This window comes from Streptomyces sp. (genome assembly GCF_019510245.1).
Classification (GTDB): domain Bacteria; phylum Actinomycetota; class Actinomycetes; order Streptomycetales; family Streptomycetaceae; genus Streptomyces.
In genome coordinates this window covers 31,038-57,184 of record NZ_JAEKKT010000148.1, presented here as the reverse complement: position 1 = coordinate 57,184, position 26,147 = coordinate 31,038, and the positions used below count along the sequence as shown (strand labels likewise).

Annotated in this window: 22 protein-coding genes and 1 pseudogene; 3 read left to right on the top strand and 20 right to left on the bottom strand. The window is 70.5% G+C overall.

All coding sequences use genetic code 11. The annotated features are described in order from the left end of the window. Positions 1–206: 206 nt before the first annotated feature. The 13 genes from JF597_RS26640 to JF597_RS26580 form a co-directional block, all read right to left on the bottom strand. Positions 207–1,031 carry a Pro-rich N-terminal domain-containing protein gene (locus tag JF597_RS26640; protein ID WP_293999714.1) on the bottom strand — a complete coding sequence of 275 codons (825 nt, stop codon included), beginning with the start codon at positions 1,029–1,031 and terminating at the stop codon, positions 207–209. A 118-nt stretch (positions 1,032–1,149) separates the two neighbouring features. Continuing rightward, positions 1,150–2,241 (bottom strand): 3-dehydroquinate synthase, encoded by a 1,092-nt coding sequence (aroB, locus tag JF597_RS26635; protein ID WP_293999712.1) that lies wholly within the window; start codon positions 2,239–2,241, stop codon positions 1,150–1,152. Beyond that, on the bottom strand, positions 2,238–2,720 hold the full coding sequence (locus JF597_RS26630) for a shikimate kinase (protein ID WP_293999719.1): 483 nt from the start codon (positions 2,718–2,720) through the stop codon (positions 2,238–2,240). The genes aroB and JF597_RS26630 overlap by 4 nt, the downstream gene beginning before the upstream one ends. A gap of 32 nt (positions 2,721–2,752) precedes the next feature. After that, positions 2,753–3,937, bottom strand: coding sequence for a chorismate synthase (gene aroC / locus JF597_RS26625; RefSeq protein WP_293999710.1), 1,185 nt, complete (start codon positions 3,935–3,937; stop codon positions 2,753–2,755). Positions 3,938–4,103: 166 nt separating this feature from the next. Beyond that, on the bottom strand, positions 4,104–4,943 hold the full coding sequence (locus tag JF597_RS26620; protein ID WP_293999708.1) for a shikimate dehydrogenase: 840 nt from the start codon (positions 4,941–4,943) through the stop codon (positions 4,104–4,106). After that, positions 4,924–6,657 carry an endolytic transglycosylase MltG gene (mltG, locus tag JF597_RS26615; protein WP_293999706.1) on the bottom strand — a complete coding sequence of 578 codons (1,734 nt, stop codon included), beginning with the start codon at positions 6,655–6,657 and terminating at the stop codon, positions 4,924–4,926. The genes JF597_RS26620 and mltG overlap by 20 nt, the downstream gene beginning before the upstream one ends. Positions 6,658–6,780: 123 nt before the next feature. After that, a complete protein-coding gene (gene ruvX, locus JF597_RS26610) occupies positions 6,781–7,245 on the bottom strand; it encodes a Holliday junction resolvase RuvX (RefSeq protein WP_293999704.1) in 465 nt (154 codons plus the stop codon). Positions 7,246–7,259: 14 nt separating this feature from the next. Further along, the gene (gene alaS, locus JF597_RS26605) at positions 7,260–9,932 is read right to left on the bottom strand and encodes an alanine--tRNA ligase (protein WP_293999702.1); all 2,673 of its coding nucleotides are present in this window, start codon (positions 9,930–9,932) and stop codon (positions 7,260–7,262) included. Next, positions 9,932–10,279 carry a hypothetical protein gene (locus JF597_RS26600; protein ID WP_293999699.1) on the bottom strand — a complete coding sequence of 116 codons (348 nt, stop codon included), beginning with the start codon at positions 10,277–10,279 and terminating at the stop codon, positions 9,932–9,934. Before JF597_RS26600 ends, alaS begins: the two co-directional genes overlap by 1 nt. A 12-nt stretch (positions 10,280–10,291) precedes the next feature. Beyond that, positions 10,292–10,732, bottom strand: a complete 441-nt coding sequence (locus JF597_RS26595; RefSeq protein WP_089103241.1) for a DUF948 domain-containing protein — start codon at positions 10,730–10,732, stop codon at positions 10,292–10,294. A 252-nt stretch (positions 10,733–10,984) separates the two neighbouring features. Beyond that, the gene (gene rpsD / locus JF597_RS26590; RefSeq protein ID WP_093505354.1) at positions 10,985–11,599 is read right to left on the bottom strand and encodes a 30S ribosomal protein S4; all 615 of its coding nucleotides are present in this window, start codon (positions 11,597–11,599) and stop codon (positions 10,985–10,987) included. A gap of 304 nt (positions 11,600–11,903) precedes the next feature. Beyond that, a complete protein-coding gene (locus JF597_RS26585) occupies positions 11,904–13,259 on the bottom strand; it encodes a replication-associated recombination protein A (RefSeq protein ID WP_293999691.1) in 1,356 nt (451 codons plus the stop codon). A 59-nt stretch (positions 13,260–13,318) separates the two neighbouring features. Next, on the bottom strand, positions 13,319–13,975 hold the full coding sequence (locus tag JF597_RS26580) for a vitamin K epoxide reductase family protein (RefSeq protein ID WP_293999689.1): 657 nt from the start codon (positions 13,973–13,975) through the stop codon (positions 13,319–13,321). A gap of 146 nt (positions 13,976–14,121) precedes the next feature. Here JF597_RS26580 and JF597_RS26575 point away from each other — a divergent pair. Next, a pseudogene (locus tag JF597_RS26575) lies at positions 14,122–14,391 on the top strand (ABC transporter ATP-binding protein); the annotation flags it as partial. A gap of 90 nt (positions 14,392–14,481) precedes the next feature. Here JF597_RS26575 and JF597_RS26570 read toward each other — a convergent pair. From JF597_RS26570 to JF597_RS26560, 3 genes are all read right to left on the bottom strand, one after another. After that, the gene (locus JF597_RS26570) at positions 14,482–15,297 is read right to left on the bottom strand and encodes a tetratricopeptide repeat protein (protein WP_293999686.1); all 816 of its coding nucleotides are present in this window, start codon (positions 15,295–15,297) and stop codon (positions 14,482–14,484) included. Positions 15,298–15,427: 130 nt separating this feature from the next. After that, positions 15,428–16,690 carry a histidine--tRNA ligase gene (gene hisS, locus JF597_RS26565; RefSeq protein WP_293999684.1) on the bottom strand — a complete coding sequence of 421 codons (1,263 nt, stop codon included), beginning with the start codon at positions 16,688–16,690 and terminating at the stop codon, positions 15,428–15,430. Positions 16,691–16,703: 13 nt separating this feature from the next. After that, the gene (locus tag JF597_RS26560; protein ID WP_293999681.1) at positions 16,704–17,411 is read right to left on the bottom strand and encodes an MBL fold metallo-hydrolase; all 708 of its coding nucleotides are present in this window, start codon (positions 17,409–17,411) and stop codon (positions 16,704–16,706) included. A 178-nt stretch (positions 17,412–17,589) separates the two neighbouring features. Between JF597_RS26560 and JF597_RS26555 the strand changes: the two genes are divergently transcribed. Next, entirely contained in the window at positions 17,590–18,414 is an 825-nt protein-coding gene (locus JF597_RS26555; protein ID WP_293999679.1) for a peptidylprolyl isomerase, read from the top strand. A 135-nt stretch (positions 18,415–18,549) separates the two neighbouring features. After that, positions 18,550–19,779 carry a DUF349 domain-containing protein gene (locus tag JF597_RS26550; protein WP_293999676.1) on the top strand — a complete coding sequence of 410 codons (1,230 nt, stop codon included), beginning with the start codon at positions 18,550–18,552 and terminating at the stop codon, positions 19,777–19,779. Between the two features lie 73 nt (positions 19,780–19,852). Here the strand turns inward: JF597_RS26550 and JF597_RS26545 are convergent, their stop codons facing one another. The 4 genes from JF597_RS26545 to secD all read right to left on the bottom strand — a co-directional run bounded on the left by JF597_RS26545 (position 19,853) and on the right by secD (position 26,055). After that, positions 19,853–22,381 carry a bifunctional (p)ppGpp synthetase/guanosine-3',5'-bis(diphosphate) 3'-pyrophosphohydrolase gene (locus JF597_RS26545; protein ID WP_293999674.1) on the bottom strand — a complete coding sequence of 843 codons (2,529 nt, stop codon included), beginning with the start codon at positions 22,379–22,381 and terminating at the stop codon, positions 19,853–19,855. A 228-nt stretch (positions 22,382–22,609) separates the two neighbouring features. After that, on the bottom strand, positions 22,610–23,149 hold the full coding sequence (locus tag JF597_RS26540) for an adenine phosphoribosyltransferase (protein ID WP_293999672.1): 540 nt from the start codon (positions 23,147–23,149) through the stop codon (positions 22,610–22,612). Beyond that, positions 23,146–24,258 carry a protein translocase subunit SecF gene (gene secF / locus JF597_RS26535; RefSeq protein ID WP_293999670.1) on the bottom strand — a complete coding sequence of 371 codons (1,113 nt, stop codon included), beginning with the start codon at positions 24,256–24,258 and terminating at the stop codon, positions 23,146–23,148. The genes JF597_RS26540 and secF overlap by 4 nt, the downstream gene beginning before the upstream one ends. Before the next feature lie 3 nt (positions 24,259–24,261). After that, on the bottom strand, positions 24,262–26,055 hold the full coding sequence (gene secD / locus JF597_RS26530; protein ID WP_293999667.1) for a protein translocase subunit SecD: 1,794 nt from the start codon (positions 26,053–26,055) through the stop codon (positions 24,262–24,264). Positions 26,056–26,147: the final 92 nt, after the last annotated feature.

The window sequence follows — 26,147 nt, the reverse complement described above, 5'->3', positions numbered from 1 at the left end:
CGCCCCCCGGAAAGACCGGCCGCACCCCGGCTGCCCGCCGGTGGAGAGTACTCGCGCAGTTCCCCGCGCCCCCCGGAAAGACCGGCCGCACCCCGGCTGCCCGCCGGTGGAGAGTACTCGCGCAGTTCCCCGCGCCCCCGGAGAGACCGGTCGGTTTCCGGCTGCCGGGCGGTGGGGGCGTTCGCGCAGTTGCCTGCGTTTCTGGGTTACCAGGTTGGGGGGCTGGCTATTGCTCGGGAGAGGACCTCGTCGAGGACTCTGGCTGTTTGGGGGACGTCGAGTTGGGAGTTGTCGATGATCGGGAGGCCGGAGCCGTACCAGCCGGCCATGCGGCCGTGGATGCGGGCCACCTCTTCGTCGGTGAGGCGGCGGTTGCCGGTGCGTTCGGCGTTGCGCTCCAGGACGATGTCGAGGCCGGGGAGGAGGACGACCGGGAGCAGGCCGGGGCCGACGTGGCGCTTCCAGCCGCCGAGGCCGACGACCGGGCGGTCCGGGAAGACCGCGTCGTCGAGGATGCAGGAGATGCCGTTGGCGAGGAAGTTGCGCGCGGCGAAGCCGCAGGTGCGGCGGGCGAGGCGGTACTGGGCCTCGGAGTGGTCGTTCCACCCGGACTGGGGGTCGGCGAAGCCGGAGCGGACCCACTCGCGGACGTCGTCGAGGCTGATGTGGGCGGTGGGGACCCGGCGGCGGTCGGCCCAGTACTTGGCCACGCTGGTCTTGCCCGCGCCGGCCGGCCCGATCAGCAGGACGGCCAGGGTGGTGGTCGTCGAGTCGGGGACCGTGGCGGCGGGGAGCGCGCTCGGCATGCCCACCGGGGCACCCGGCGGCAGCGGTACGTGGCCCGTGGTGTCGGGCGGCGGCGGGGCCGAGGGAAGCGGTGGGAGCGGCGGCTGCGGGGGCGCGGGCGGTGGCGGCGGCACGGGCGCGGGGCCCTGCGGCGCTCCCGGGTGCTGTGCGGCCGGCTGCCAGCCGGTCGGTCCCTGCCCCGGCTGATGGGGCGGCGGCAGCGGAGATCCCACTGCGTGCTGCATCCGGTGCCACTCCGTCTCGTCATGTTCGGCTGCGCTCGTTACCGAACGGTACCGCCCCCGGTCGTCGTTTGGTGCAACGGCCGGAGACGGTCCGAAGTGCCCGTCCGGCAGGGCCGGTCTACTGGCCGACCTCGCCGTACGCGGCGAGCAGCACGGCCGGGTCAGGGCCCTCCAGGACGGTGGGCTTGGCGAGGCCGTCCAGGACGATGAAGCGGAGCAGGTCGCCGCGGGACTTCTTGTCGACCTTCATCGTCTCGACCAGCTTGGGCCACTGGTCGTAGCGGTAGTGCAGCGGGAGGCCGACGGACTCCAGGACCGTACGGTGGCGGTCGGCCGTCGCGTCGTCCAGGCGGCCGGCCAGCCGGCCCAGCTCCGCGGCGAAGTGCATGCCGACGGCGACCGCGGCACCGTGCCGCCACTTGTAGCGCTCGTTCTTCTCGATGGCGTGGCCGAGCGTGTGGCCGTAGTTGAGGATCTCGCGCAGACCCGACTCCTTGAGGTCGGAGGAGACGACCTCCGCCTTCACCCGGATGGAGCGCTCGATCAGCTCCGCCGTGTGCGGGCCCGCCGGGGTGCGCGCGGCCTCTGGGTCGGACTCGATGAGCTCGAGGATCACCGGGTCGGCGATGAAGCCGGCCTTGATGATCTCGGCGAGCCCGGAGACGTAGTCGTTGACGGGGAGCGAGTCCAGGGCGGCGAGGTCGCAGAGCACGCCCGCCGGGGGGTGGAAGGCGCCGACCAGGTTCTTGCCCTCGGCGGTGTTGATGCCGGTCTTGCCGCCCACCGCCACGTCGACCATGGCCATCACGGTCGTCGGGACGGCGATCCAGCGGACCCCGCGCAGCCAGGTCGCGGCCACGAAACCGGCGAGGTCCGTGGTGGCACCGCCGCCCACACCGACGATCACGTCGGAGCGGGTGAAGCCGGACTGGCCGAGCGCCTTCCAGCAGTAGGCGGCGACCTCGGCGGTCTTGGCCTCCTCGGCGTTGGGCACCTGGATGGCGACGGCGTCGTAGCCCTGTCCGGCCAGGTCGGCGCGGAGCGCGTCGCCGGTCTCGGCGAGGGCCTCGGGGTGGATCACGGCCACCCGCTTCGCCCGGTGCCCGACCAACCCGCCCAGCTCACCGAGGAGCTGACGGCCCACCAGGACCTCGTACGGCTCGGTGCCCGCCGTGCCGCCGACCTGGATCCGGGTGACTGCCTCGCTCATGCTTCCTTCAACTCCAGTGCGTCCAGGGCTACTTGGGTGACCTCTTCGGGCGTACGGCCGTCGGTCGCCACGACGGCCGTGGCGACCTCCTCGTACAGGTGCCGCCGCGCCTCCATCAGCTCGCGCCACTGCTTGCGCGGGTTGATGGCGAGCAGCGGCCGGGCCGCGTTCAGGCCGGTGCGCTTGACGGCCTCCTCGACGTCCATCGAGAGGTAGACCACCCTGCAGTCGGCGAGCAGACCACGGGTCTCCGCGTCGAGGATCGCGCCCCCGCCGAGCGCGAGGACACCCTCGTGCTCGGCCAGCGCCACCCGCACCGCCCGCTTCTCGATCTCCCGGAACACCGGCTCGCCCTCGGCGACGAAGATGTCGGCGACGGTGCGGCCCTCGGTGGCGACGATGTCGTCGTCGGTGTCCCGGTAGCCGACCCCGAGCCGCTCGGCGAGCAGCTGCCCGACCGTGGACTTGCCCACGCCCATCGGCCCGACCAGCACCACCCTCGGCGTGCTGGTCACCGGATGGCCAGGTTCTCGAGGTACGACCGGACGTTCCGCCGGGTCTCGGGGACCGAGTCGCCGCCGAACTTCTCCGCGACCGCGTCCGCCAGGACGAGTGCGACCATCGCCTCGGCCACGATCCCGGCGGCCGGGACAGCCGACACGTCCGAGCGCTGGTGATGGGCCTGGGTGGCCTCGCCGGTCGCCACGTCCACGGTCCGCAGGGCCCGCGGCACGGTCGCGATCGGCTTCATCGCGGCCCGCACCCGCAGCAGCTCACCGGTGGAGAGACCGCCCTCGGTGCCGCCGGCCCGGCCGGAGACCCGGCGGATGCCCTCCGGCGTCCCGACGATCTCGTCGTGCGCCTGGGAGCCGGGCACCCGGGCCAGCTCGAACCCGTCGCCGATCTCGACGCCCTTGATCGCCTGGATGCCCATCAGGGCCCCGGCGAGCCGGGCGTCCAGCTTGCGGTCCCAGTGGACGTGCGAGCCGAGGCCGACGGGGACGCCGTACGCCAGCACCTCCACCACACCGCCGAGGGTGTCGCCGTCCTTGTGGGCCTGGTCGACCTCCGCGACCATCGCCTTCGACGCGTCCGCGTCCAGGCAGCGCAGCGGATCGGCGTCCAGCTTCTCGACGTCGGCCGGGGTGGGGTAGACGCCGGCCGGCGCCTTCACGGAGCACAGCTCGACGACGTGCGAGACGATCTCGATGCCCGCCGTCTCCTTCAGGTAGGACCGGGCGACGGCGCCGAGCGCCACCCGGGCCGCGGTCTCCCGCGCGGAGGCCCGCTCCAGGACCGGCCGGGCCTCGTCGAAGCCGTACTTCTGCATACCGGCCAGGTCGGCGTGGCCGGGACGGGGCCGGGTCAGCGGGGCGTTGCGGGCCAGCCCGGCGAGGATCTCGGGGTCGACCGGGTCGGCCGCCATGACCTGCTCCCACTTGGGCCACTCGGTGTTGCCCACCATGATCGCGACCGGGGAGCCGAGGGTGAGGCCGTGCCGGACACCGCCGAGGAAGGTGACCTCGTCACGCTCGAACTTCATGCGCGCACCGCGGCCGTAGCCGAGCCGCCGCCGCTCCAGGTGGTCGGCGACCATCTCGGTCGTGATCGGCACGCCGGCGGGAAGGCCCTCCAGCGTCGCGACAAGTGCGGGACCGTGGGACTCCCCCGCGGTCAGCCAACGCAGCCTGCTCAACGATGCTCCTCAGTGCTCGCGCCCTGGTACTGCCCTGCGTACGCGCGTCCTCGCGTACGGCGACGGCCGACCGGGTGCGCGGGCCCCGGTCCGTCATGTCCGATCCTCCCACGTCCGGGCCCTCGACCCGGTCCCCGGTCCAGCAGACGGACGCGGATCTGTCAGGTCAGCGCTCGGCGAGCGCCTTCTCGCCGGCCCGCCGCATGGCGTCCAGCGGCGCCGGGGCGCGGCCGGTCATCTGTTCGACCTGCAGCACGGCCTGGTGCACCAGGAGGTCGAGGCCGCTGACGACGGCGCCTCCGGACATGGACCAGCGGGCAGCCAGAGCGGTGGGCCAGGGGTGGTAGAGGACGTCGAAGAGGGTGGTGGGGCGCTCCGGCACGGCTGCCGCGAGGGCGTCGGTGGTGCCCGCGGGGGTGGTGGCGATCACCAGCGGGGCGTGCAGGGCCTGCTCGGCGTCGGCCCAGTCGGCGGTGCGGACCTCGACGTCGAGCCGCTCGCCCCAGTGCCGCATCTCGGCGGCGCGTTCCTCGCTGCGGACGTAGGCGACGACCTCGCCGGTGCAGATCCGGGCCAGGGCGGCCAGGGCGGAGGAGGCGGTGGCACCGGCACCGAGGACGGCGGCGGAGCCGACCTGTTCGATGCCGTGCTCACGGAGCGCGGCGACCATGCCCGGGATGTCGGTGTTGTCACCGATGCGTCGCCCGTCCTCGGTGAGGACGACGGTGTTGACCGCGTCGACCGAGGCGGCCGTCTCGCTGACCTCGTCGAGCAGCGGGATGACCGCCCGCTTCAGCGGCATGGTCAGCGACAGCCCCGCCCACTCCGGTCCCAGCGCCCCGAGGAAGCCGGGCAGTCCGGCCTCGTCGACCTCGATGCGCTCGTAGGACCAGCCGGTGAGCCCGAGTTCGTCGTACGCGGCCCGGTGCAGCACCGGGGAGAGGGAGTGGGCGATGGGCTTACCGAGCACGGCGGCCCGGCGGGCGTCAGTTGCCCGAGTTGGCATTGAATTTTTCCTTGAGCTGCTGGAATTCCGCGTAGGTCTTGGCGAATTCGGTGTTGTTCTGGCCGTCGGTCGCCACGAAGTAGATCCAGCCGTCGTCGGTCGGATTCAGTGCCGCCTTCAGCGCGTCCTCGCCGGGGTTGCCGATCGGACCGGGCGGAAGCCCCTTCTGGGTGTAGGTGTTGTACGGGTCCCTGTTGCTGTTGATCTCCGACTCGCTGATGTGGATGTTGCTGGTGCCCTTCAGGTAGTTGAAGGTCGAGTCGAATTGCAGCTTCTGGTTCGTCTCGGTGTTCGTGGGCTTGAGACGGTTGTAGATCACTTCCGCCATCTTGCGGAAGTCGTCGTGTGTCTTTCCTTCGGCCTGGACGAGGCTCGCGACCGTGATGACCTGCAGCGGGCTGTCCAGGTCGTACTTCTTGGCCTCCGCCTCGAGGTCGTAGCCGGCGTACTGCTCCTTGGCCGCGGCGACCATCTGCTTCAGGATCGCGTCGGGCTTCATGCCCTTGGCCGCGGGATAGGTACCCGGGTAGAGGAATCCTTCCAGCGGGTCCATGATCTTGCTGTTGGAGTTCGCGTAGCTCGGCAGGCCGAGGTTCTTGTACTCGGCCCTGGCGATCTTCTTGGAGGAGCCGGCGGAAAGGCCGAGTTTCTTGTCGAGGGCCACATAGACGGCCGCCGCACGCTCGCCGGGGGTGACCACCACATTGGCCTGGCTCTTCGGGTCGAGCATCAGCAGTACGCAGCTGGCGGCGGACATCTCCTTCTTGAGGGTGTACGCACCCGCCTGGATCGTGTTGCCCTTCGGGTTCTGCGTCTGCGCGTGGACGAACGCGTCGACGCTCTTGACGACACCGGCCTCCTTCAGCCGACGGCCGATGTCGTATCCGCCCGCGCCCTTGGGGATCTGGACGGTCACGGTCTCGGCGGTGCCGCCGCCCGCGTAGTCCGGGGCCGCGCCGAAACGATTTTGGTAGAAGTGCCAGCCGAAGTAGCCGACGGTGGCCGCGCCGCCGCCGAAGACCAGGCAGACCACCAGGCAGGCACAGCCGCTGCGGCGTTTCTTGGCGCCCTTGCCCCCCTTGGCGTCCTTGCCGCGGCCACCACCGCGGCGCCCTTTCGGGTCGTCGTCCCCGTCGTCGTCATCGTCGTCGGCGCCTGTGAAGAAGGGGTGCTGCTCTTCCTCCTCCTCGACGGCCGGCTCCGGCTGCGGTTCCGGCTCGGGGCGCCGGCGGCCGGGCGGCTCCGGGGGCGGGTAGGCGTCCTCGGTGCCGTAGAAGTCGGGCTGTTCGGCGCCGTAGGCCACGGGCTGCTGCCCGTAGGGGTCGCCCGGGTCGGCGGCGTAGGGGACGTGGCCGTGGGTGCCGGTCGCGTCCCAGGTGCCCTGGTGGTACTGCTGCGGGGCATGGCCGACGTACTGTTGGTCGTACTGCGGCTGCCCGTGCCCGTGGGCGTGCTGGCCGTGCCCGTCGGCGTACTGGAGTTGGCCCTGTTCGTCGTAGTACGCGTACTGCTGCTGGTCGTACCCGCCCTGCGGGTGCTGGCCCCAGTCGCCGTACTGCTCCTGCTGCGACTGCTGCGGGTAGTGCTGCGGCTGGCCGCCGTAGGGGGACTGCTGACCCACGTGGGCCTGCTGTCCTCCCCACCCGTCGTCCCCGTACAACGGGTCCTCCGGGTGCCACGGTTCGGAGCCTGGGCCCCGGCCATACTCAGTCATCGATCCCCTAGAGCCGCGAGGCGGCGCGTCACGCGGCTGGTGGGCCGACCGACCGTTCCGCCTCTTGCTGTGCGGTGGCTGTTCGAAAACCATCGCATCGCGCGGAACGTTACCGTATCGCGATCAGATGACTACTTCGACGCCCTCGCCGGGTGGTTTACCTGACACCCGTTCGGATTCCAGCGCCTGCTGGAGGATGATCACAGCGGCGGCCTGGTCGATGACCGAGCGCCCCTTCTTGGACTTCACCCCCGACGCGCGCAGCCCCTGACTGGCCGTCACGGTCGTCATCCGCTCGTCGACCAGCCGGACCGGCACCGGTTTGACGCCCTGGGCGAGCTCCTGGGCGAAGGCCCGGACCTTGACGGCGGCCGGGCCCTCGCCTCCCTTGAGAGAGCGCGGGAGCCCGACGACGACCTCGACCGGTTCGTACTCCTCGACCAGCTGCCGCAGCCTGCGGTGGGCCGCCGGGATGTCGCGGCCGGGGACCGTCTCGACCGGGGTGGCGAGGATCCCGTCGGGGTCGCACGAGGCGACCCCGATCCGGGCGTCCCCGACGTCGATCGCGAGTCGACGTCCTTTGCGCATTTCCGACCGTTTCCTTACTTGGCGGACTCGGTCACGAGGCGTTCGACGGCGTCGATGGCCTCGCCGACCGCGGCCGGGTTCTGGCCGCCGCCCTGGGCGACGTCCGGCTTGCCGCCACCGCCGCCGCCGAGGGCCTTGGCGGCGGCGCGGACCAGGTCACCGGCCTTGAGGCCGCGGTCGCGGGCGGCGTCGTTGGTGGCGATGACCGTGAGCGGCTTGCCGTTGTTGACCGTGAACAGGGCGACCACGGCGGCGCGTCCGCCCTGGATGCGGCCGCGCACGTCGAGGACCAGCCTGCGCAGGTCGTCCGCGGTGGTGCCGTCCGGGACCTGCCCGGTCACCACGGCGATCCCGCGGACGTCCTTGGCGGACTCGACGAGACCGCCGGCGGCCTGCAGCACCTTCTCCGCGCGGAACTTCTCGATCTCCTTCTCGGCGTCCTTCAGCTTGCCGAGCATGGCGGAGACCTTCTCCGGGAGCTCCTCCGGACGGCCCTTGATCAGCTCCTGGAGCTGGGCGACGACCGTGTGCTCACGGGCGAGGAAGTTGTAGGCGTCGACGCCGACGAGGGCCTCGATACGACGGACACCCGAGCCGATCGACGACTCGCCGAGCAGCTTCACCAGGCCGAGCTGGGAGGTGTTGTGCACGTGGGTGCCGCCGCACAGCTCCTTGGAGAAGTCGCCGATGGTCACCACACGGACCCGCTCGCCGTACTTCTCGCCGAACTCGGCGATGGCGCCCTGCTTCTTGGCCTCGTCGATGCCCATGATGTCGGCGCGCACGTCGAGGTCGCGGGCGAGCACCTCGTTGATCTTCTGCTCGACGTCGGTCATCACGGCCGTCGGAACGGCGGACGGCGAGCCGAAGTCGAAGCGGAAGCGGCCGGGCTGGTTCTCGGAACCGGCCTGGGCGGCCGTCGGGCCGAGGGCGTCGCGCAGCGCCTGGTGGGTGAGGTGGGTGGCCGAGTGGGCGCGGGCGATGGCGGTCCGGCGCCGGGAGTCGATCGAGGCGTGGGCCTTGGCACCGACGGTGACCTCGCCGACCTGGACGACGCCCTTGTGGACGTAGACGCCCGGGACCGGCTTCTGGGTGTCGCGGACCTCGATGACGGCACCGGAGTCGACCCTGATCCGGCCGGTGTCGCCGATCTGGCCACCGCCCTCGGCGTAGAACGGGGTGCGGTCCAGGACGATCTCGACCTCGTCGCCCTCACCGGCGGCCGGCGAGGAGACGCCGTCCACGAGGATGCCGACGATGGTGGTCTCGCCCTCGGTGTCGCTGTAGCCGATGAAGTCGGTCTCGCCGGTCCTGTCGGCGATCTCGCGGTAGGCGCCGGCGCCGGCGTGCCCGGTCTTCTTGGCCTGGGCGTCGGCCTTGGCGCGCTCCCGCTGCTCCTTCATCAGGCGGCGGAAGCCCTCCTCGTCCACCGAGAGACCCTGCTCGGCGGCCATTTCGAGGGTGAGGTCGATCGGGAAGCCCCAGGTGTCGTGGAGCAGGAACGCCTTGTCGCCGGCCAGCACCGAGCCGCCGGACTCCTTGGTCTCGGTGACGGCGGTGTCGAGGATGTTCGTACCGGCCTTCAGCGTCTTGAGGAAGGCGTTCTCCTCGGCGACGGCGACCTTCTCGATGCGCTCGCGGTCGGTGACCAGCTCCGGGTACTGCTGGCCCATCATGGCGATCACGGTGTCGATCAGGTCGAGGACGACCGGACCGGTGGCGCCGAGCAGCCGCATGTTGCGGATGGCACGGCGCATGATGCGGCGCAGCACGTAGCCGCGGCCCTCGTTGCCGGGGGTGACGCCGTCACCGATGAGCATGACCGACGTGCGCATGTGGTCGGTGACGACCCGCAGCGAGACGTCCGAGGCGTGGGCGTCGCCGTAGTGGACGCCGGTCAGCTCGGTGGCCTTCTTGATGACGGCCATGGAAGTGTCGATCTCGTACATGTTCTGCACGCCCTGCAGAATCATGGCGAGACGCTCCAGGCCGAGGCCCGTGTCGATGTTCTTGCTGGGCAGCTCGCCGAGGATCTCGAAGTTGTCCTTGCCGATGCCCTCGCCACGCTCGTACTGCATGAAGACCAGGTTCCAGATCTCCACGTACCGCTCGTCGTTGACGGCGGGGCCGCCCTCGACGCCGAACTCGGGGCCGCGGTCGTAGTTGATCTCGGAACACGGGCCGCACGGGCCGGGGACGCCCATGGACCAGTAGTTGTCCTTCATGCCGAGGCGCTGGATGCGCTCCTTGGGCACGCCGATGACCTCGTGCCAGATGCGCTCGGCCTCGTCGTCGTCCTTGTAGACGGTGATCCACAGCCGGTCCGGCTCCAGGCCGTAACCACCCTTGTCCTGGGGCGTGGTGAGCAGCTCCCAGGCGTACTTGATGGCGCCTTCCTTGAAGTAGTCGCCGAAGGAGAAGTTGCCGCACATCTGGAAGAAGGTGCCGTGCCGGGTGGTCTTGCCGACCTCTTCGATGTCAGGGGTGCGCACGCACTTCTGCACGCTGGTGGCGCGCGCCCAGGGCGGCTTGACCTCACCGAGGAAGTAGGGCTTGAAGGGCACCATGCCGGCCGGGACGAGGAGCAGAGTCGGGTCGTCCGCGATGAGCGACGCCGAAGGGACGACGGTGTGCCCGCGCTCCTCGTAGAAGCTCAGCCAGCGGCGGCGGATCTCAGCCGACTCCATCAGTGGTCCTCATTCCGGTTGTACGAGTACGTCGTCCTGTCATCGGCGTACTTCGGGTTGCTGCGGTTCTCGATGGCGGCGAGCCGCCGGGGCGCGGGGAGCTCGGGATTCGCGTTGATGCCCAGCGCGTCGCCCAGCTCTTCCTCCCGCTGGGCCATGTTGTCGCGGACGTCGAGCGCGAAGCCGACCGCCCGGTCCTTGATCCGGTGGCCGGTCTCCAGGGCCTTGTTCGCGGCGGTGGCGGCGAGGCTCTCGGGGGTCAGCTGCTTCAGCTTGCGGTTGACCTTGGTGGTGGCCCACACTCCGGCGGCGACACCGGTGGTGAACCAGAACGTACGGCGGAACATATGGCCTGGCTCCTACTTTCCCCGGTTCTTCCGACGTGCGGCGGGGACGGTCCGGCCCACGATCACCGTACGCCTGGGCTCCTTCACGGGCACGTCCGCCTTGCGGCCGGCCAGCGCCCGGCGCACGCCGTAGCCGAAGGCCGCGACCTTGACCAGCGGGCCGCCGAAGGTGGAGGCGACCGTGGTGGACAGTGCGGAGGCGTTGGACGTGACCTCCTGGACGTCGGAGGCGATCGCGTCGACCCGGTCGATCTGGGTCTGCGCGGAGCGTACGGCCGCGGAGGCGTCGGCGAGCAGCGGGACGGCCTGGTCGGTCACGTCCGCCACCAGCTTGGTGGTCGCCTTGAGCGTCTGGGCCAGCCTCACGAGAGCCACCGCGAGGAAGGAGACCAGGATCGCCCAGAAGACGGCCACCAGGATCCCGGCCACCTCTCCACCGGACACCGCGCGCACCCGCTCCCTGTCTCGTCCCGGACCACGTGGATCAACTCCTCCGTGGATCAACGTGGATCTACCACGAAAAGTCTGCACCGAGCCTATCGCGCCGGGGCTCGGGGTCCGTACCGGATTAGCGCGCGCGGAGAGCGGAGTTGTGGGAAGCGGTCGTACGGACCGAGCACACACATGCGGAAGCCCGCCGCCTCGCCCGCCCGGAAGGGCGGGGAGACGGCGGGCTGACGCTGAGGTGCTACACCCGGCCGGTGATCAGCGGGCGTAGTACTCGACGACGAGCTGCTCGTCGCAGATGACCGGAACTTCCTTGCGGTTCGGCTCGCGGTCCAGGCGGAACGCCAGGGCCTTGAGGTTCACCTGCAGGTAGCGGGGGGTCTCGCCGTCGGGGGCGAAGCCGCCCTCACGGGCGATCTGGAAGAGCGTCTTGTCCTTGGAACGGTCGCGGACCTGCACGACGTCGTCCGGGCGGACCCGGAAGGACGGCTTGTCGGTCTTCTGGCCGTTGACCTGGATGTGGCCGTGGACGACCATCTGGCGGGCCTGGTAGATCGTGCGGGCGATGCCCGAACGCAGGACCAGCGCGTCGAGGCGGCGCTCCAGCTCGACGATCAGGGCCTCACCGGTCTTGCCCTGCACCTTGGAGGCACGCTCGTAGGCACGGACCAGCTGACGCTCGGAGATGTCGTACTGCGCGCGCAGACGCTGCTTCTCCAGCAGACGGACCTTGTAGTCCGAGTTCTGCTTGCGACCGCGACCGTGCTCACCCGGCGGGTAGGGGCGGGCCTCGAAGTACTTGACGGCCTTCGGGGTCAGCGCGATGCCGAGGGCACGCGACTTCTTGACCTTGGGGCGGGACTGGTTCGCCACTGTCTCTTTCTTCCTTCTGACTATTCGGCTCGTCAGGGTTGAGGGAGGTCGCAATCCGCAGCCGGGGAAACCCTCCACAACCCGTTGCCGGGCCTGGTGGGCAGCCGCTCCCCTGGTCTGGGCACATACGTGCAGCACGCGAGTGGCCCACCGACCGATTCCGCCGTGCGGCGAGTGGTGGTGGGCTGCCCGCGACACCGTTCGACGGTGCGCGACGCTCCTGGAGCCCCCTCGCGGGGGTTCCGGCCGGCTGTCCCGCTCTGACTGCGCGGGACTCGGCGCTTCCGGGCAGTCTACAGGCTGCTCAGGACCGCCTGCGACCGAGGTGCTTCCTGGTCCACTCGACCGCGTCGGCGTACCGCGCCTCGGCGCCGTGCCGGGTCGGGGTGTAGTACTCCCGGTCCCTGACGGTGTCCGGGGCGTACTGCTGCTCGGCGATGCCCTCGGGCAGGTCGTGCGGGTAGACGTAGCCCTGCGCGTGGCCCAGCTTGGCGGCGCCCTTGTAGTGGCCGTCGCGCAGGTGCGGGGGCACCTGTCCGGCCAGGCCCTTGCGGACGTCCTCCAGGGCGGCGCCGATCGCGGTGGTCGCGGAGTTGGACTTGGGGGCCAGGGCGAGGGCGATGGTGGCATGGCTGAGGGTGAGGGCGGCCTCGGGGAAGCCGATCATGGCGACGGCCTGGGCGGCGGCCACGGCTATGGGCAGGGCGTTCGGGTCGGCGAGGCCGATGTCCTCGCTCGCCGAGATCATCAGACGGCGGGCGATGAAGCGGGGGTCCTCCCCGGCCTCGATCATCCGGGCCAGGTAGTGCAGGGCCGCGTCGACGTCCGACCCCCTGATGGACTTGATCAGGGCGCTGGCGACGTCGTAGTGCTGGTCACCGTCGCGGTCGTACTTCACCGCGGCCCGGTCGACGACCTCCTCCAGGGTCGCCAGGCCGATCTCCGTCTCGCCCTTGTCGAGGGCGGCCCCGGCGGCGGCCTCCAGGGCGGTCAGGGCGCGGCGGGCGTCGCCGCCGGCGATGCGCAGCAGGTGCTCCTCGGTGTCCCCGGGGAGGGCGACGGCGTCCTTCAGGCCCCGCTCGTCGGTGAGGGCACGGCGCAGCAGGCCGCGGACGTCGTCGTCGGTGAGCGGTTCGAGGGTGAGGAGCAGGGAGCGGGACAGGAGCGGGGAGATCACCGAGAAGTACGGGTTCTCGGTGGTCGCGGCGATCAGGGTGACCCAGCGGTTCTCGACGGCCGGGAGCAGGGAGTCCTGCTGGGCCTTGCTGAAGCGGTGGATCTCGTCCAGGAAGAGGACGGTCTCCTTGCCGTAGCCCCCGGTGGCCCGGCGGGCGCCGTCGATGACCGCGCGGACCTCCTTGACGCCGGCGGTGATCGCCGAGAGCTCCACGAACCGCTTGTCGGTCGCCTTGGAGACGACGTACGCGAGGGTCGTCTTGCCGGTACCGGGCGGCCCCCAGAGGATCACGGAGGACGGTCCGGCCGGGCCGCCGGAGCCCGCGCCGACCAGTCTGCGCAGCGGGGATCCCGGCTTGAGCAGATGCTGCTGGCCCACCACCTCGTCGAGGGTGCGCGGGCGCATCCGCACCGCCAGGGGGCTGCCGGTCGGGTCCTTCTCCTGGCGTTCTTCTGCGGCGGCGGTGAACAGGTCGGGTTCCACGCTGAAACCCTAAGTCACGGCACTGACAATCCGGCCGGGGCCGCCGGCGGCCCCGGTCGTCAGCTGGTCCAGAAGTCCCACCAGCGGGTCAGGATCAGCATGCCGATGATGCCGATGTGCAGGACCGGCAGCACCCAGGTGAACTCGCCGAAGAACGACTTCAGCCACTTCGGGGTCGGCAGGAAGCCCTTGCGGATGTTGAAGGAGGTCACGTACCAGAACATGGTGATGGTGGCGACCCAGGCCAGCGAGCACCACAGGCACAGCGCGTTGATCCGGTACAGGGACTGGAACTGCAGCCAGGTGCAGAAGCCCACGCCGAAGAGCGTGCCGAAGTTGAAGGTCAGCCAGTACCAGCGCGGGAAGCGGGCGCGGGCCAGCAGGCTCATGCCGACGCAGATGACGATGCCGTAGCAGACCAGGCCGAGCATCGGGTTCGGGAAGCCGAAGGCGGCGGCCTGCTTGGACTCCATGACGCTGCCGCAGGAGACCACCGGGTTGAGGCTGCACCCGGGGGTGAACGTCTTGCCCTCGACCTTCGCTTCCAGCAGCTTGAACTTGTCGATCGTGATGACCCACGCGGCGAGCAGTCCGGCGGCGCCGGTGATGATCAGCAGCAGCGCGAAGGCGCGGCTGCCGCCCTCGGTCCGCGCTGCCGCGGAGGCGTGCTCGGGCTCGGGCTCGGTGGAGACGTCCTTGACTGTCGTCTTGCTCATCACGCCGATTCCGTCTGTTTGAGAGTTGGAACTTCTTCGGGCAGGGGCCATTGTGCCGCACGAGGCGCCCTGCCCACCGTTCGGTGGACATAAGGAAGTACGCACGGTCGTCCCGGAAAGCTCGGTTCCGGCCGATGCTCGGGGCCATGACAGCACACGGGTACGAACTCGGGGTGGACGTCCGCGGACCGCGCAAGCGGTACGGCGGCGTGACCGCGGTGGACGGCATCGACCTGGGCATCCGGCGGGGCGGGGCGGGCAAGAGCACGACGGTGGAGATCCTCCAGGGCGACCGGGGCCGGGACGCGGCCGAGGTGTCGGACCCGGGCGCGGACCCGGCGACGGGCACGCGCGCGTGGCGGTCCCGGGTGGGCATCGTCTGGCAGGACGAATCGGCGCCCGCCGAGTTGACGGTCCGCGAGCTGCAAGTTGGGCGTGTCCGACCGCACGGCGGCCGCCACCGGCGCCATGCAGTGCGGGCTGCTCGACCGGTGACGCACGTCCGGTCAGGCGCCGTCGATGCGGTCGAGCAGGGCCCGGGCCTCGGCGACGCGGTAGTGGTCCGGCCCGAAGGCGGCGACGCAGGCGTCCCGGGCGGCCACCACCAGCGGGCGGGCCTCGGCGCTGCGGCCCAGCCCCACGAGGGCGGTGGCCGTGGCCAGTTCGACGGCACCGGTCTCCGGGCGGCGCTGGGCCTCGGACAGACTCCGCTGCAGATCTTCGGCGCGCTGCGCCTCCGTGAGGGCCTCCTCGTGGCGGGCCTGCCCGTTGAGACTGCGGGCCAGGCCGAGCCGCAGGGCCAGGGTGAGCCGGTCGGGCGAGTCACGGGCGGTCAGGGCGTCGCGGGCGAGCGCCTCGGCCTCCTCGTGCCGGCCCTGTGCGTTGACGGCGTAGATCTGTCCGTTGCGGGCGGCTCCCGCCAGGATCGGGATCTGCGGTCCGGTGCCGCGGACCGCGGCCCGGGCGACGGCGGCGCACTCCACCTCGCACTCGGCGTACCGGTCGAGCGCGATCAGCGTCTGGGCGCGGTTCGAGCGCAGTTGCAGCGTCAGCAGGTGTTCGGCGCCGTATTTCCTGCCGAAGACGGGCAGCAGCGCGTCGTACTCGGCGAGGGCCTCGGCATGACGGCCCTGGGCGCCCAGGGCCGTCGCGACGATGCTCCGAGCCGGCGGAGCGTGCCGGGGATCGCCCTCGGCCACCGCCCGCGCCTCGGCCGCCGCCTCGGCGTACCGCCCGGCCCGGAAGTGGTCGTTCGCCAGGTGCAGGGGAGAGCCCGCCGGGGGTGGGGTGTCCACGCGGTCGCGCGACCGGAAGAGTTTCATGCGCGCAGCATAGGGAGGCCACGCACACCTGTTCGGAGACATCGCCAAGCGTTTACCGTGCCGGTCAACTGCGCCCAGTTCTCGGCGAGTTGACCGGCCGGTGGCGGGGGCGACCGGCCACCCGGTCCCGCTAGCCGAGCCTCGACTCCAGCTCCGCGACGATCTCGTTCACACCCACCGCGGACTGCTCGCCGGACTCCATGTCCTTCAGCTGGACCACGCCCTCCGCGAGATCCCGTTCACCGGCGACGATCGTGTAGCGGGCGCCGCTGCGGTTGGCGTTCTTCATGGCGCCCTTGAGGCCCTTGGCGCCGTAGGAGAAGTCCGCCGCGATGCCCACCCGGCGCAGCTCCGTGACCTTCGCGAAGAGCACGCGGCGTGCCTCCTCGCCGAGCGGTACCGCGAAGACGCTGGTGGCGGACGGGATGTCCAGTTCGACGCCCTCGGCCTCCAGCGCCAGCACCGTGCGGTCCACGCCCAGGGCCCAGCCGACGGACGGCAGCGCGGGCCCGCCGATCATCTCGGAGAGGCCGTCGTAGCGGCCGCCGCCGCCCACCGCGGACTGGGAGCCCAGACCGTCGTGGACGAACTCGAAGGTGGTGCGGGTGTAGTAGTCCAGGCCGCGGACCAGCTTCGGGTCGTCCTCGAAGGCGACGCCCGCCGCCGTGATCAGCTCGCGGACCTCCTCGTGGTACGCCTTGCAGGCGTCGCACAGGTAGTCACGGAGGAGAGGCGCGTCGCCCAACTGCTTCTGGACCGACTCGCGCTTGTCGTCCAGGACGCGCAGGGGGTTGATCTCGGCCCGGCGCAGGGTGTCCTCGTCCAGGTCCAGGCCGCGCAGGAAGTCCTGGAGAGCCGCACGGTAGACCGGGCGGCACTCCTTGTCGCCCAGGCTGTTCAGCAGGATGCGGAAGTCGCGCAGCCCCAGCGAGCGGTACGCCTGGTCGGCGAGGATGATCAGCTCGGCGTCCAGCGCCGGGTCCTCGGCGCCGATCGCCTCCGCACCGACCTGCGAGAAGTGGCGGTAACGGCCCTTCTGCGGGCGCTCGTAGCGGTAGTACGAGCCGGAGTACCAGAGCTTGACGGGGAGGTTGCCGGACTTGTGGAGGTTCGCCTCCAGTGCGGCGCGCAGCACGGAGGCCGTGCCCTCGGGACGCAGGGCCAGCCTGTCGCCGCCCTTCGTCTCGAACGCGTACATCTCCTTCGTGACGATGTCGGTGGACTCACCGACACCGCGCGCGAAGAGCTCGACGTTCTCGAAGCCCGGGGTCTCGATGTAGCCGTAGCCGGAGTTGCGCAGCGGCGCGGCGATCGCCTCGCGGACGGCGAGGTACTTGGCGGAGTCCGGCGGGATCAGGTCGTAGGTGCCCTTGGGGGCCTGAAAGGTGCTCACGGGAGGTCTCTCGTCACATTCCTCGTCGGGGAGCGTCCGTCGCTCCCTGGCCGGCGGCCACCCGCCGCAAGTAGGCGTTGGTGGCGCGCTCCTGGCCGATGGTCGTCTGGGGGCCGTGGCCGGACAGCACCACGGTGGAGTCGTCGAGCGGCAGGCACACGCGGGCCACCGAGGCCAGCATGTCGTCCATGGAGCCGCCCGGCAGGTCCGTGCGTCCGATGGAGCCGGCGAAGAGCAGATCGCCCGAGAAGAAGACCGACGGAATGTCGGCCGTCTCCGGCATCTGGAAGGTCACCGACCCCCTGGTATGGCCCGGCGCGTGCGCGACGGAGAGTTCGAGTCCGGCCAGCTCCAGCTTCGCGCCGTCGGTCAGTTCGAAGACGTCGTCCGGCTCCCCCACCGTCAGCTCGCCCATCAGCGGCATGCCGATGGACCGGCCGAGCGCCTTCTCGGGATCGCTCATCATGTACCGGTCCTCGGGGTGGATCCAGGCCGGTACGCCGTGCGCTCCGCAGACGGGGACGACCGAGGCCACGTGGTCGATGTGGCCGTGAGTGAGGACGACGGCGACGGGCTTGAGCCGATGCTTCCGCAGTGCTTCCTCGACGCCTTCGGCGGCCTGGTGGCCGGGGTCGATGATCACGCACTCCGCACCGGCGGCGGGGGCGACGAGATAACAGTTCGTCCCCCAGGCCCCGGCGGGGAACCCGGCAATGAGCACGATCGTCCTTCGTTGTGTCGGTTCGGGTGGCTGCAAGCTGTGGTCCAGAGCCTACCGGCGCTGCCGTTTCCTCAGCGAACCCATATACGGTACGGGGCTACACGCAGCAGTCGGCTCACACAGCGCACAGGACGCACGCGTACCGGTCGACACACGACACGCATGAGGAGAGAACCCGGTGGTCAGCCAGGAGCAGCGGCGGCGTCAGCTCGCCCGGGAGAAGTTCTTGCGGCAGCAGCAACGGCGTACCAGCGCACGGCGCAAGACACGCATGCGCAACTCGGTGATCGCTTCGGTGCTCGGCGTGGTCGTGATCGTGGGAGTCACGCTCTACACGACCGGTGCGCTGAAGGGCAACGACGACAAGGTGAACGCCGGTTCGGAGACGACTCCCAGCGCCTCCGCCTCGCCCAGCAAGGCTCCTGACCCGTGCGAGAAGGCCGCGGCCGGCTCGGTGAAGAAGATGAGCTGGAAGAAGGAGCCGGCGATGACGATCGACACGTCGGCGAAGTACACGATGACGCTGTCGACGACCTGCGGCGACATCGGCATCGCGCTGAAGACGTCGGCGGCCCCGCACACCGTGAACTCGTTCGACTTCCTCGCGTCGAAGGGCTACTTCGACCACACCAAGTGCCACCGGCTCACCACCAACGGCATCTACGTGCTGCAGTGCGGCGACCCGACGGGTACCGGAAGCGGCGGTCCGGGGTACACGATCCCTGACGAGAACCTGAAGGACACGAGTCTGAAGGGCGGTGTCTACCCGGCGGGCACCGTCGCGATGGCCAACACGGGCCAGAAGCACACCGGCGGCAGCCAGTTCTTCCTGGTCTACCAGGACAGCCAGTTGCCGGCCAGCTACACCCCGTTCGGCACGGTCGACGCCGCCGGCCTGAAGATCCTCAAGAAAATCGCCGCCGCGGGTGAGAGCACGGGACAGGGTGACGGAGCCCCGAACGCAACGGTCGTGATCAACAAGGCCACGGTCACGAAATCCTGACCACGAACTGCGAAATTTCGGTCGCGCGGGATGCGGACAGGCAACCCGCCGGTCGCCTATGTTGGCCGTGACGAAACTGTGGACGATGCCCGGGGGCGCTGAGGCCCCTCGCGGGCATCATGTGGAGGAGGCGCTGTGAGCAGCGACCCGTGGGGCCGCGTCGACGAGACGGGGACCGTGTACGTGCGTACGGCCGACGGCGAGCAGGTCGTCGGGTCCTGGCAGGCCGGCTCCCCCGAGGAGGCGCTGGCCTACTTCGAGCGCAAGTACGAGGGCCTGGTTGTCGAGATCGGCCTCCTCGAAAAGCGAGTACAGACCACCGACCTGTCCGCGAAGGACGCCCAGGCCGCCATCGAGCACCTGCGCGAGCAGGTGGAGGCGCACCACGCGGTCGGTGACCTGGAGGCGCTGCGCACCCGGCTCGGCGAGCTGGTGAAGACCGTGGACTCGCGCCGCGAGGAGCGCAGGGCGCAGCGTGCCAAGCAGTCCGACCAGGCCCGCCAGGCCAAGGAGGACCTGGTCGCCGAGGCGGAGCAGCTGGCGCAGTCCGACCAGTGGCGGGCGGCCGGTGAGCGGCTGCGGTCCCTGGTGGACACGTGGAAGGGCCTGCCGCGTCTCGACCGCAAGTCGGACGACGAGCTGTGGCACCGCTTCTCGCACGCCCGCTCGGCGTTCTCCAAGCGCCGCAAGGCGCACTTCGCGCAGCTGGACGCCCAGCGCGAGGACGCCCGCAAGGCCAAGGAGAAGCTGGTCGCCGAGGCCGAGTCGCTGTCGGACTCGACGGACTGGGGTCCGACGGCCGCGCGCTACCGCGAGCTGATGGCCGAGTGGAAGGCCGTCGGCCGCGCCCAGCGCGAGCACGAGGACGACCTGTGGAACCGCTTCCGCGGCGCCCAGGACGTGTTCTTCGCGGCGCGCGGGTCCGCCTTCGCGGAGCGGGACGCGGAGCAGACGGAGAACCTGAAGCTGAAGGAGGAGCTGGCCGCCGAGGCCGAGAAGCTCCTGCCCATCACGGACTTGAAGTCCGCGCGGTCCGCCTTCCGCTCGATCAACGAGCGGTGGGAGGCCATCGGCCACGTGCCGCGCGACGCGCGTCCGAAGGTCGAGGGCCGGATGCACACGGTCGACCGGGCCATCCAGGAGGCCGAGGAGGCCGAGTGGCGCCGGACCAACCCGGAGGCACGCGCGCGTGCCGCGGGCCTGACCGGCCAGCTGCAGGCCGCCGTCGACAAGCTGCATACGCAGATCGAGCAGGCCCGCGCCCAGGGCAACGCGTCGAAGGCGGAGAAGCTGGAGCGTGAGCTGGAGGGCCGCCAGGCGCTCCTGGACCAGGCCCTGAAGGGCCTCCAGGAGTTCGGCGGCTGAACCTCCGCAGGATGTTCTACGAGGGGCCCCGTACACGGCGTACGGGGCCCCTTCGTCGTATGCCTGTACGCCGCTACGACCGGCTGCGCGCCGAGGTGACCCGGTAGACGTCGTACACGCCCTCCACGCCCCGTACGGCCTTCAGGACGTGGCCCAGGTGCTTGGGGTCGCCCATCTCGAAGGTGAAGCGGGAGGTGGCCACCCGGTCGCGGGAGGTCTGGACGGCCGCGGAGAGGATGTTGACGTGCTGGTCGGACAGGACGCGGGTGACGTCCGAGAGGAGCCGGGAGCGGTCCAGTGCCTCGACCTGGATGGCGACCAGGAAGACCGAGGACTGGGTGGGCGCCCACTCGACGTCGAGGATGCGCTCGGGCTCGCGGGACAGTGACTCGACGTTGACGCAGTCGCTGCGGTGCACCGAGACCCCGCTGCCGCGCGTGACGAAGCCGATGATCGGGTCGCCGGGCACGGGGGTGCAGCAGCGGGCCAGCTTGACCCAGACGTCGTCGACGCCCTTCACGACCACGCCGGGGTCCTGGCTGCTGCGCCGCTTGCTGCGGCGGCCGCGGGTCGGCGGGACCGACTCGTCGATCTCCTCGGTGGCCGCCTCCTCGCCGCCGAGCGCCTGCACCAGCTTCTGCACGACGTTCTGCGCGGCCACATGGCCCTCGCCGATCGCCGCGTACAGCGAGGAGATGTCCGGGTAGCGCATCTCGTGCGCGAGGGTGACCAGCGAGTCGCCGGTGAGGATGCGCTGGATCGGCAGGTTCTGCTTGCGCATCGCGCGGACGATGGCGTCCTTGCCGTGCTCGATCGCCTCGTCCCGGCGCTCCTTGGAGAACCAGCCGCGGATCTTGTTGCGGGCACGCGGGGACTTGACGAAGCCGAGCCAGTCGCGGGACGGTCCGGCGCCGGTCGCCTTGGAGGTGAAGACCTCGACCAGGTCGCCGTTGTCCAGCGTCGATTCGAGCGGGACGAGACGGCCGTTGACCCTGGCCCCTATCGTGCGGTGGCCGACCTCGGTGTGGACGGCGTAGGCGAAGTCGACCGGGGTGGCCCCGGCCGGGAGCGCTATGACGTCGCCCTTGGGCGTGAAGACGAAGACCTCGTTGCGGGACAGGTCGAAGCGCAGGGACTCCAGGAACTCGCTGGGGTCCTCGGTCTCCTTCTGCCAGTCCAGCAACTGGCGCAGCCACGCCATGTCGTTGAGGTGGTCGTCCTTGCCCTTGCCGGCCGACTTCGGCACGTCGGTGCGCACCTTGGAGGCGCCGGCGACGGCCTCCTGCTTGTACTTCCAGTGCGCGGCGATGCCGTACTCGGCGCGGCGGTGCATGTCGAACGTGCGGATCTGGAGTTCGACCGGCTTGCCGTTGGGGCCGATGACCGTCGTGTGCAGCGACTGGTACATGTTGAACTTGGGCATCGCGATGTAGTCCTTGAAGCGCCCCGGAACCGGGTTCCAGCGCGCGTGGACGGTGCCCAGGGCCGCGTAGCAGTCGCGGACGGTGTCCACCAGGACGCGGATGCCCACCAGGTCGTAGATCTCCGCGAAGTCCCGGCCGCGGACGATCATCTTCTGGTAGACGCTGTAGTAGTGCTTCGGGCGGCCGGTGACGGTCGCCTTGATCCGGGCCGCGCGCAGGTCGGCCTGGACCTCGTCGGTCACTATGGCGAGGTACTCGTCGCGCTTGGGTGCGCGCTCGGCGACCAGCCGGACGATTTCGTCGTACATCTTGGGGTAGAGGATCGCGAACGCGAGGTCCTCCAGCTCCCACTTGATGGTGTTCATGCCCAGCCGGTGGGCGAGCGGCGCGTAGATCTCCAGCGTCTCGCGCGCCTTCTTCTCCTGCTTCTCGCGCTTGAGGTAGCGCATGGTGCGCATGTTGTGCAGGCGGTCGGCGAGCTTGATGACCAGGACGCGCGGGTCCTTGGCCATGGCGACGACCATCTTGCGCACGGTCTCGGCCTGCGCGGCCTCGCCGAACTTGACCTTGTCCAGCTTGGTCACGCCGTCGACGAGCAGCGCGACGACGTCGCCGAAGTCGCGGCGCAGGTCCTCCAGGCCGTACTCGGTGTCCTCGACGGTGTCGTGCAGCAGGCCCGCCATCAGGGTCGCCGGGTCCATGCCCAGCTCGGCGAGGATGGTGGTCACCGCGAGCGGGTGCGTGATGTACGGGTCGCCGCTCTTGCGCTTCTGGCCGCGGTGCCAGCGCTCGGCGACCTGGTAGGCGCGCTCGATCTGGCGGAGCGTGGCGTTCTCGATCTTGGGGTCGTTGCTGCGGACTATGCGCAGCAGCGGCTCCAGGACCGGGTTGTACGGGTTCGCGCGCTGTACGCCGAGGCGGGCGAGGCGGGCCCGGACGCGGTTGGAGGAGCCGGAGCGTGCGGGCTGGCCGCTGTTGGGGCGGGTCGCGGGGCGTTCGGGCGGGGCCGGCTTCGGGCGCGAGGTCTCGGCCGACTTCTCGACCGGTGCGGACTGGGCGTGCTCGACCGGCCCACGGGTGTCGTTCTTCGTCTGCGACACGTTCGGCGCGGGCTTGGCCGCGGGCGCCGAGGCGGACTCGGGCTTGGCGGCTGTCAGTGGCTGGGCCTCGTCTGGCAAGAGGGCTCCTCGTGCGCGATCCGGGTCCCCCGGTCAGGCTCCGGAGTGCCCATGGTAGCGATCCTGGGCCATGTCATCGCCTGCAGGCCGGACAGAGGACCGTATACGGGAGAAACACCGGAGGCTGCGGTGGGATTCCGCAGGGGTGTCCTGCCGGTGGCCCCGGGTCCCGCGGAACGCGCGGCGGCCGCCCCCGAGGGGACGGCCGCCGCGTCGGTCGTAGGCCGCTCAGACCTGGAGGAGGGCCTCCAGCGGCGCTCCCCGCAGGGCGGGCTCCAGGCGGCCGCGGCCGCCGAGGAAGCCCAGCTCCATCAGGACCGCGACGCCCGCGACCTCGGCGCCGGCCCGGTGGATCAGCTGGATCGCGGCCTCGGCGGTGCCGCCGGTGGCGAGCACGTCGTCGACGATCAGGATCCGGTCGTCCGCCCCGAGGTCCTCGGCGTGCACCTCGATCTCGGCCGAGCCGTACTCCAGCTCGTAGGACTGGCGGAGGGTGGCTCCGGGGAGCTTGCCCGCCTTGCGGACCGGGATGAAGCCGAGACCGGCGCGGACGGCGACCGGGGCGCCCAGGATGAAGCCCCGGGCCTCCAGGCCGACGACCTTGGTGGCGCCGGTGCGCTCGGCGATCTCCGCGAGGGCGTCGGTGAGCGCGGTGAACGCGGCGGGGTCCGCCAGGAGCGGGGTGATGTCCTTGAACATCACGCCCTGCTCCGGGTAGTCCTCGACGTCCCGGATACGGCTGAGCAGCAGTTCCTTGATGTCGGTCACCGGCGCTTCCCCGACGGACGGCCGCGGCCGCCCCGGTTGCGGGAGGCGGGCTGGTTGCGCGGGCCGACGACGGCCGGAGCGGCGTCCTCGGGTCCCTCGTCGGAGCCGCCCACCCGGGCGTCGGCCATCTCCTCCTCGGCCGCGGCCTGGGCACGCTTGGCGAGGACGCGCTTCTTCAGGGCCTTCATCTGCGGCTCGGCCTCCTTGAGGTCGGCGACGAGCGGCGTGGCGATGAAGATCGACGAGTAGGCACCGGCGGCGAGACCGACGAACAGCGACAGCGAGATGTCGTTGAGCGTGCCCGCGCCGAGGAAGCCGCCGCCGATGAACAGCAGGCCCGCGACCGGCAGCAGCGCGACCACCGTGGTGTTGATCGAACGGACCAGGGTCCCGTTGATCGAGTGGTTGGCGATGTCGCTGTAGGTGAAGCGGGTCTGCTTGGTGATGTCCTTCGTCTGCTCCTTGAGGCTGTCGAAGACGACGACCGTGTCGTAGAGCGAGTAACCGAGGATCGTCAGCAGACCGATGACCGTACCGGGCGTGACCTCGAAGCCGACCAGGGCGTAGATACCGGTCGTGATGGTGATGTCGTGGATCAGCGCGACCAGGGCCGCGAGCGCCATGCGCCACTCGAAGGCGATCGCCAGGTAGATCACCACGAGGACCATGAAGATGCCGAGGCCCTCCCAGGCCTTGTTGGCGATCTCGTCACCCCAGCTCGGGCCGACCAGGTCGGAGTTGATGGACTCGGGGTCCACCTTCATGTCCTTGGCCAGCGCGGCCTTGGTCGCGTCCGACTTCTCGGTGTCCATGCCGGCGATCTGGATGCGCAGACCGCCCGTGCCGAGCTTCTGCACGACCGCGTCGTGGCCGGAGGCCTGCTGCGCATAGCTCTCCGCCTGGGAGACCGAGACGCTGGTCTTCGAGGTGGTGAAGACGGCGCCGCCCTGGAAGTCGATGCCCATGTTCAGGCCGCGCACCGCCAGGCCGACGATGGCCGTGATGGTGATCAGGATGGAGACGCCGTACCAGATCTTGCGCTTGCCGACGAAGTCGTAGCTGATCTCGCCGCGGTGGAGTCGGGCGCCGAGGTTGCCGAGTTTCGACATCGCTCACGCTTCCTTCGGGTCGACAGGGCCGGCGACGGGGCCGGCGGGACGGCGAGTGCGGCGCAGCGGGGCCTTGGCGCCCAGACCCTTCGGGTCGAGCCCGGACCACTTGTGGCCGCTCGCGAAGAACTTACGCCGGGCGAAAATCGTCATCAGCGGCTTGGTGAAGAAGAAGACGACGACCACGTCGAGCACGGTGGTCAGACCGAGCGTGAACGCGAAGCCCTGGACCTTGCCGACGGTCACGATGAACAGCACGGCCGCGGCCAGGAACGACACGAAGTCGGAGACCAGGATGGTGCGCCGGGCGCGCGGCCAGGCCCGCTCGACGGCGGGGCGCAGCGTACGGCCCTCGCGGATCTCGTCCCGGATGCGCTCGAAGAACACGATGAACGAGTCCGCCGTGATGCCGATCGCGACGATCGCACCGCAGACCGCGGGCAGGTTCAGCGCGAAGTGGATCGTGGGGCCGAGCAGCGACATGATCGTGTAGGTCAGGATCGCGGACACCAGCAGCGAGGGGATCGCGATCAGCGACAGGCCGCGGTAGAAGGCCACCAGGTAGATGATGACCAGCGCGAGGCCGATGGCACCGGCCAGCAGACCGGCGTGCAGCTGCTGACCGCCGAGGGCGGCGGTGACCGTGGTGACGCTCTCCGTCCTGAAGGAGAGCGGGAGCGCGCCGTACGACAGCACGTTGGCGAGGCTCTGGGCCTCTTGCTGGGTGAAGCTGCCGGAGATCTCCGCCGAGCCGCCGGTGATGGACTGGCTCACGGTCGGGCTGGAGACGACCTCGCCGTCGAGGACGATGCCGAACTCGTTCGTCGGCTGTGTGGTGTTCTTGGCGAGCTCGCCGGTGACGTCCGCGAACTTCTTGGATCCGCTGCCGGTGAAGGTCATCTGGACCTGCCAGCCTGCGGCGCCCTGCGTGTCGAAGACGGCCTGGGCCTTCTTGACATCGGTGCCGTCGACGCGGGCCGGGCCGAGCACGTACTTGAACCAGGCGCCGCCGATCTTGCCGCAGGCCACGGTGGTGTCGGTCGGCTTGGCGCTCTTGCCTGCGGTGGCGCGCTGGGCGGCCTTGGTGCAGTCCAGCGCGGTGTACTCGGCCTCCAGCTTCGAGGCCGCGGCGGAGGCGCTCGCGTCGGCCGAGGAGGTGGCGGAGGGGCTCGCCGAGGAGGAGGCGGACGCCGAGGACGACGACGTGGAGCCGGCCTTCAGGGCGTCGGTGACCGCGCGGCCCTGCGAGGTGGCCGAGGAGGACGGCGAGGCGGACGACCCGGTGGCCTTCTGGGACGTCGACGCGCTGCTCGACGGGGAGGCGCTCGGGGAGGCGGTGGAGCTGCCGCTGGCGGACGCGCTCGGGGAGGCGCTCGACGCCGCGGCGCCGCTGGCCTCCTGGGCCAGGACCGGGCGGAAGTACAGCTTCGCGGTGGTGCCGACCTGCTGGCGGGCCTCTGCGGAGTTCGTGCCCTTGGGGATGTTGACGATGATGTTGCTGGTGCCCTGGGTCTGGACCTCCGCTTCGGACACGCCCAGACCGTTGACACGGCGGTTCATGATCTCGACCGCGGTGTTCATGTTGGTCTTGTTGATCGCGTTGGGCTGGCCCGGCTCGTTCCTCGCCTGCAGCGTGATGCTCGTACCACCGGCCAGGTCGATACCGAGACGCGGAGTGGTGTTTCCGGAGGCGAACATTCCGCCGGTGAGCGCCACGATGGCGATCAGGATGAGGGCCAGCGAGCGCCCTGGCTTGCTCTGGGCGCTCGCGCTCCGGCCCCTCTTAGGTGCTGCCACCTTCTCGTACTCCCTCTCGGGCCGCCGCGCGCCTGGTCGGTGCGGTCGGCCATGACATGGTGTCGGGATCCCGTGCGGGAAACAGACGCGCC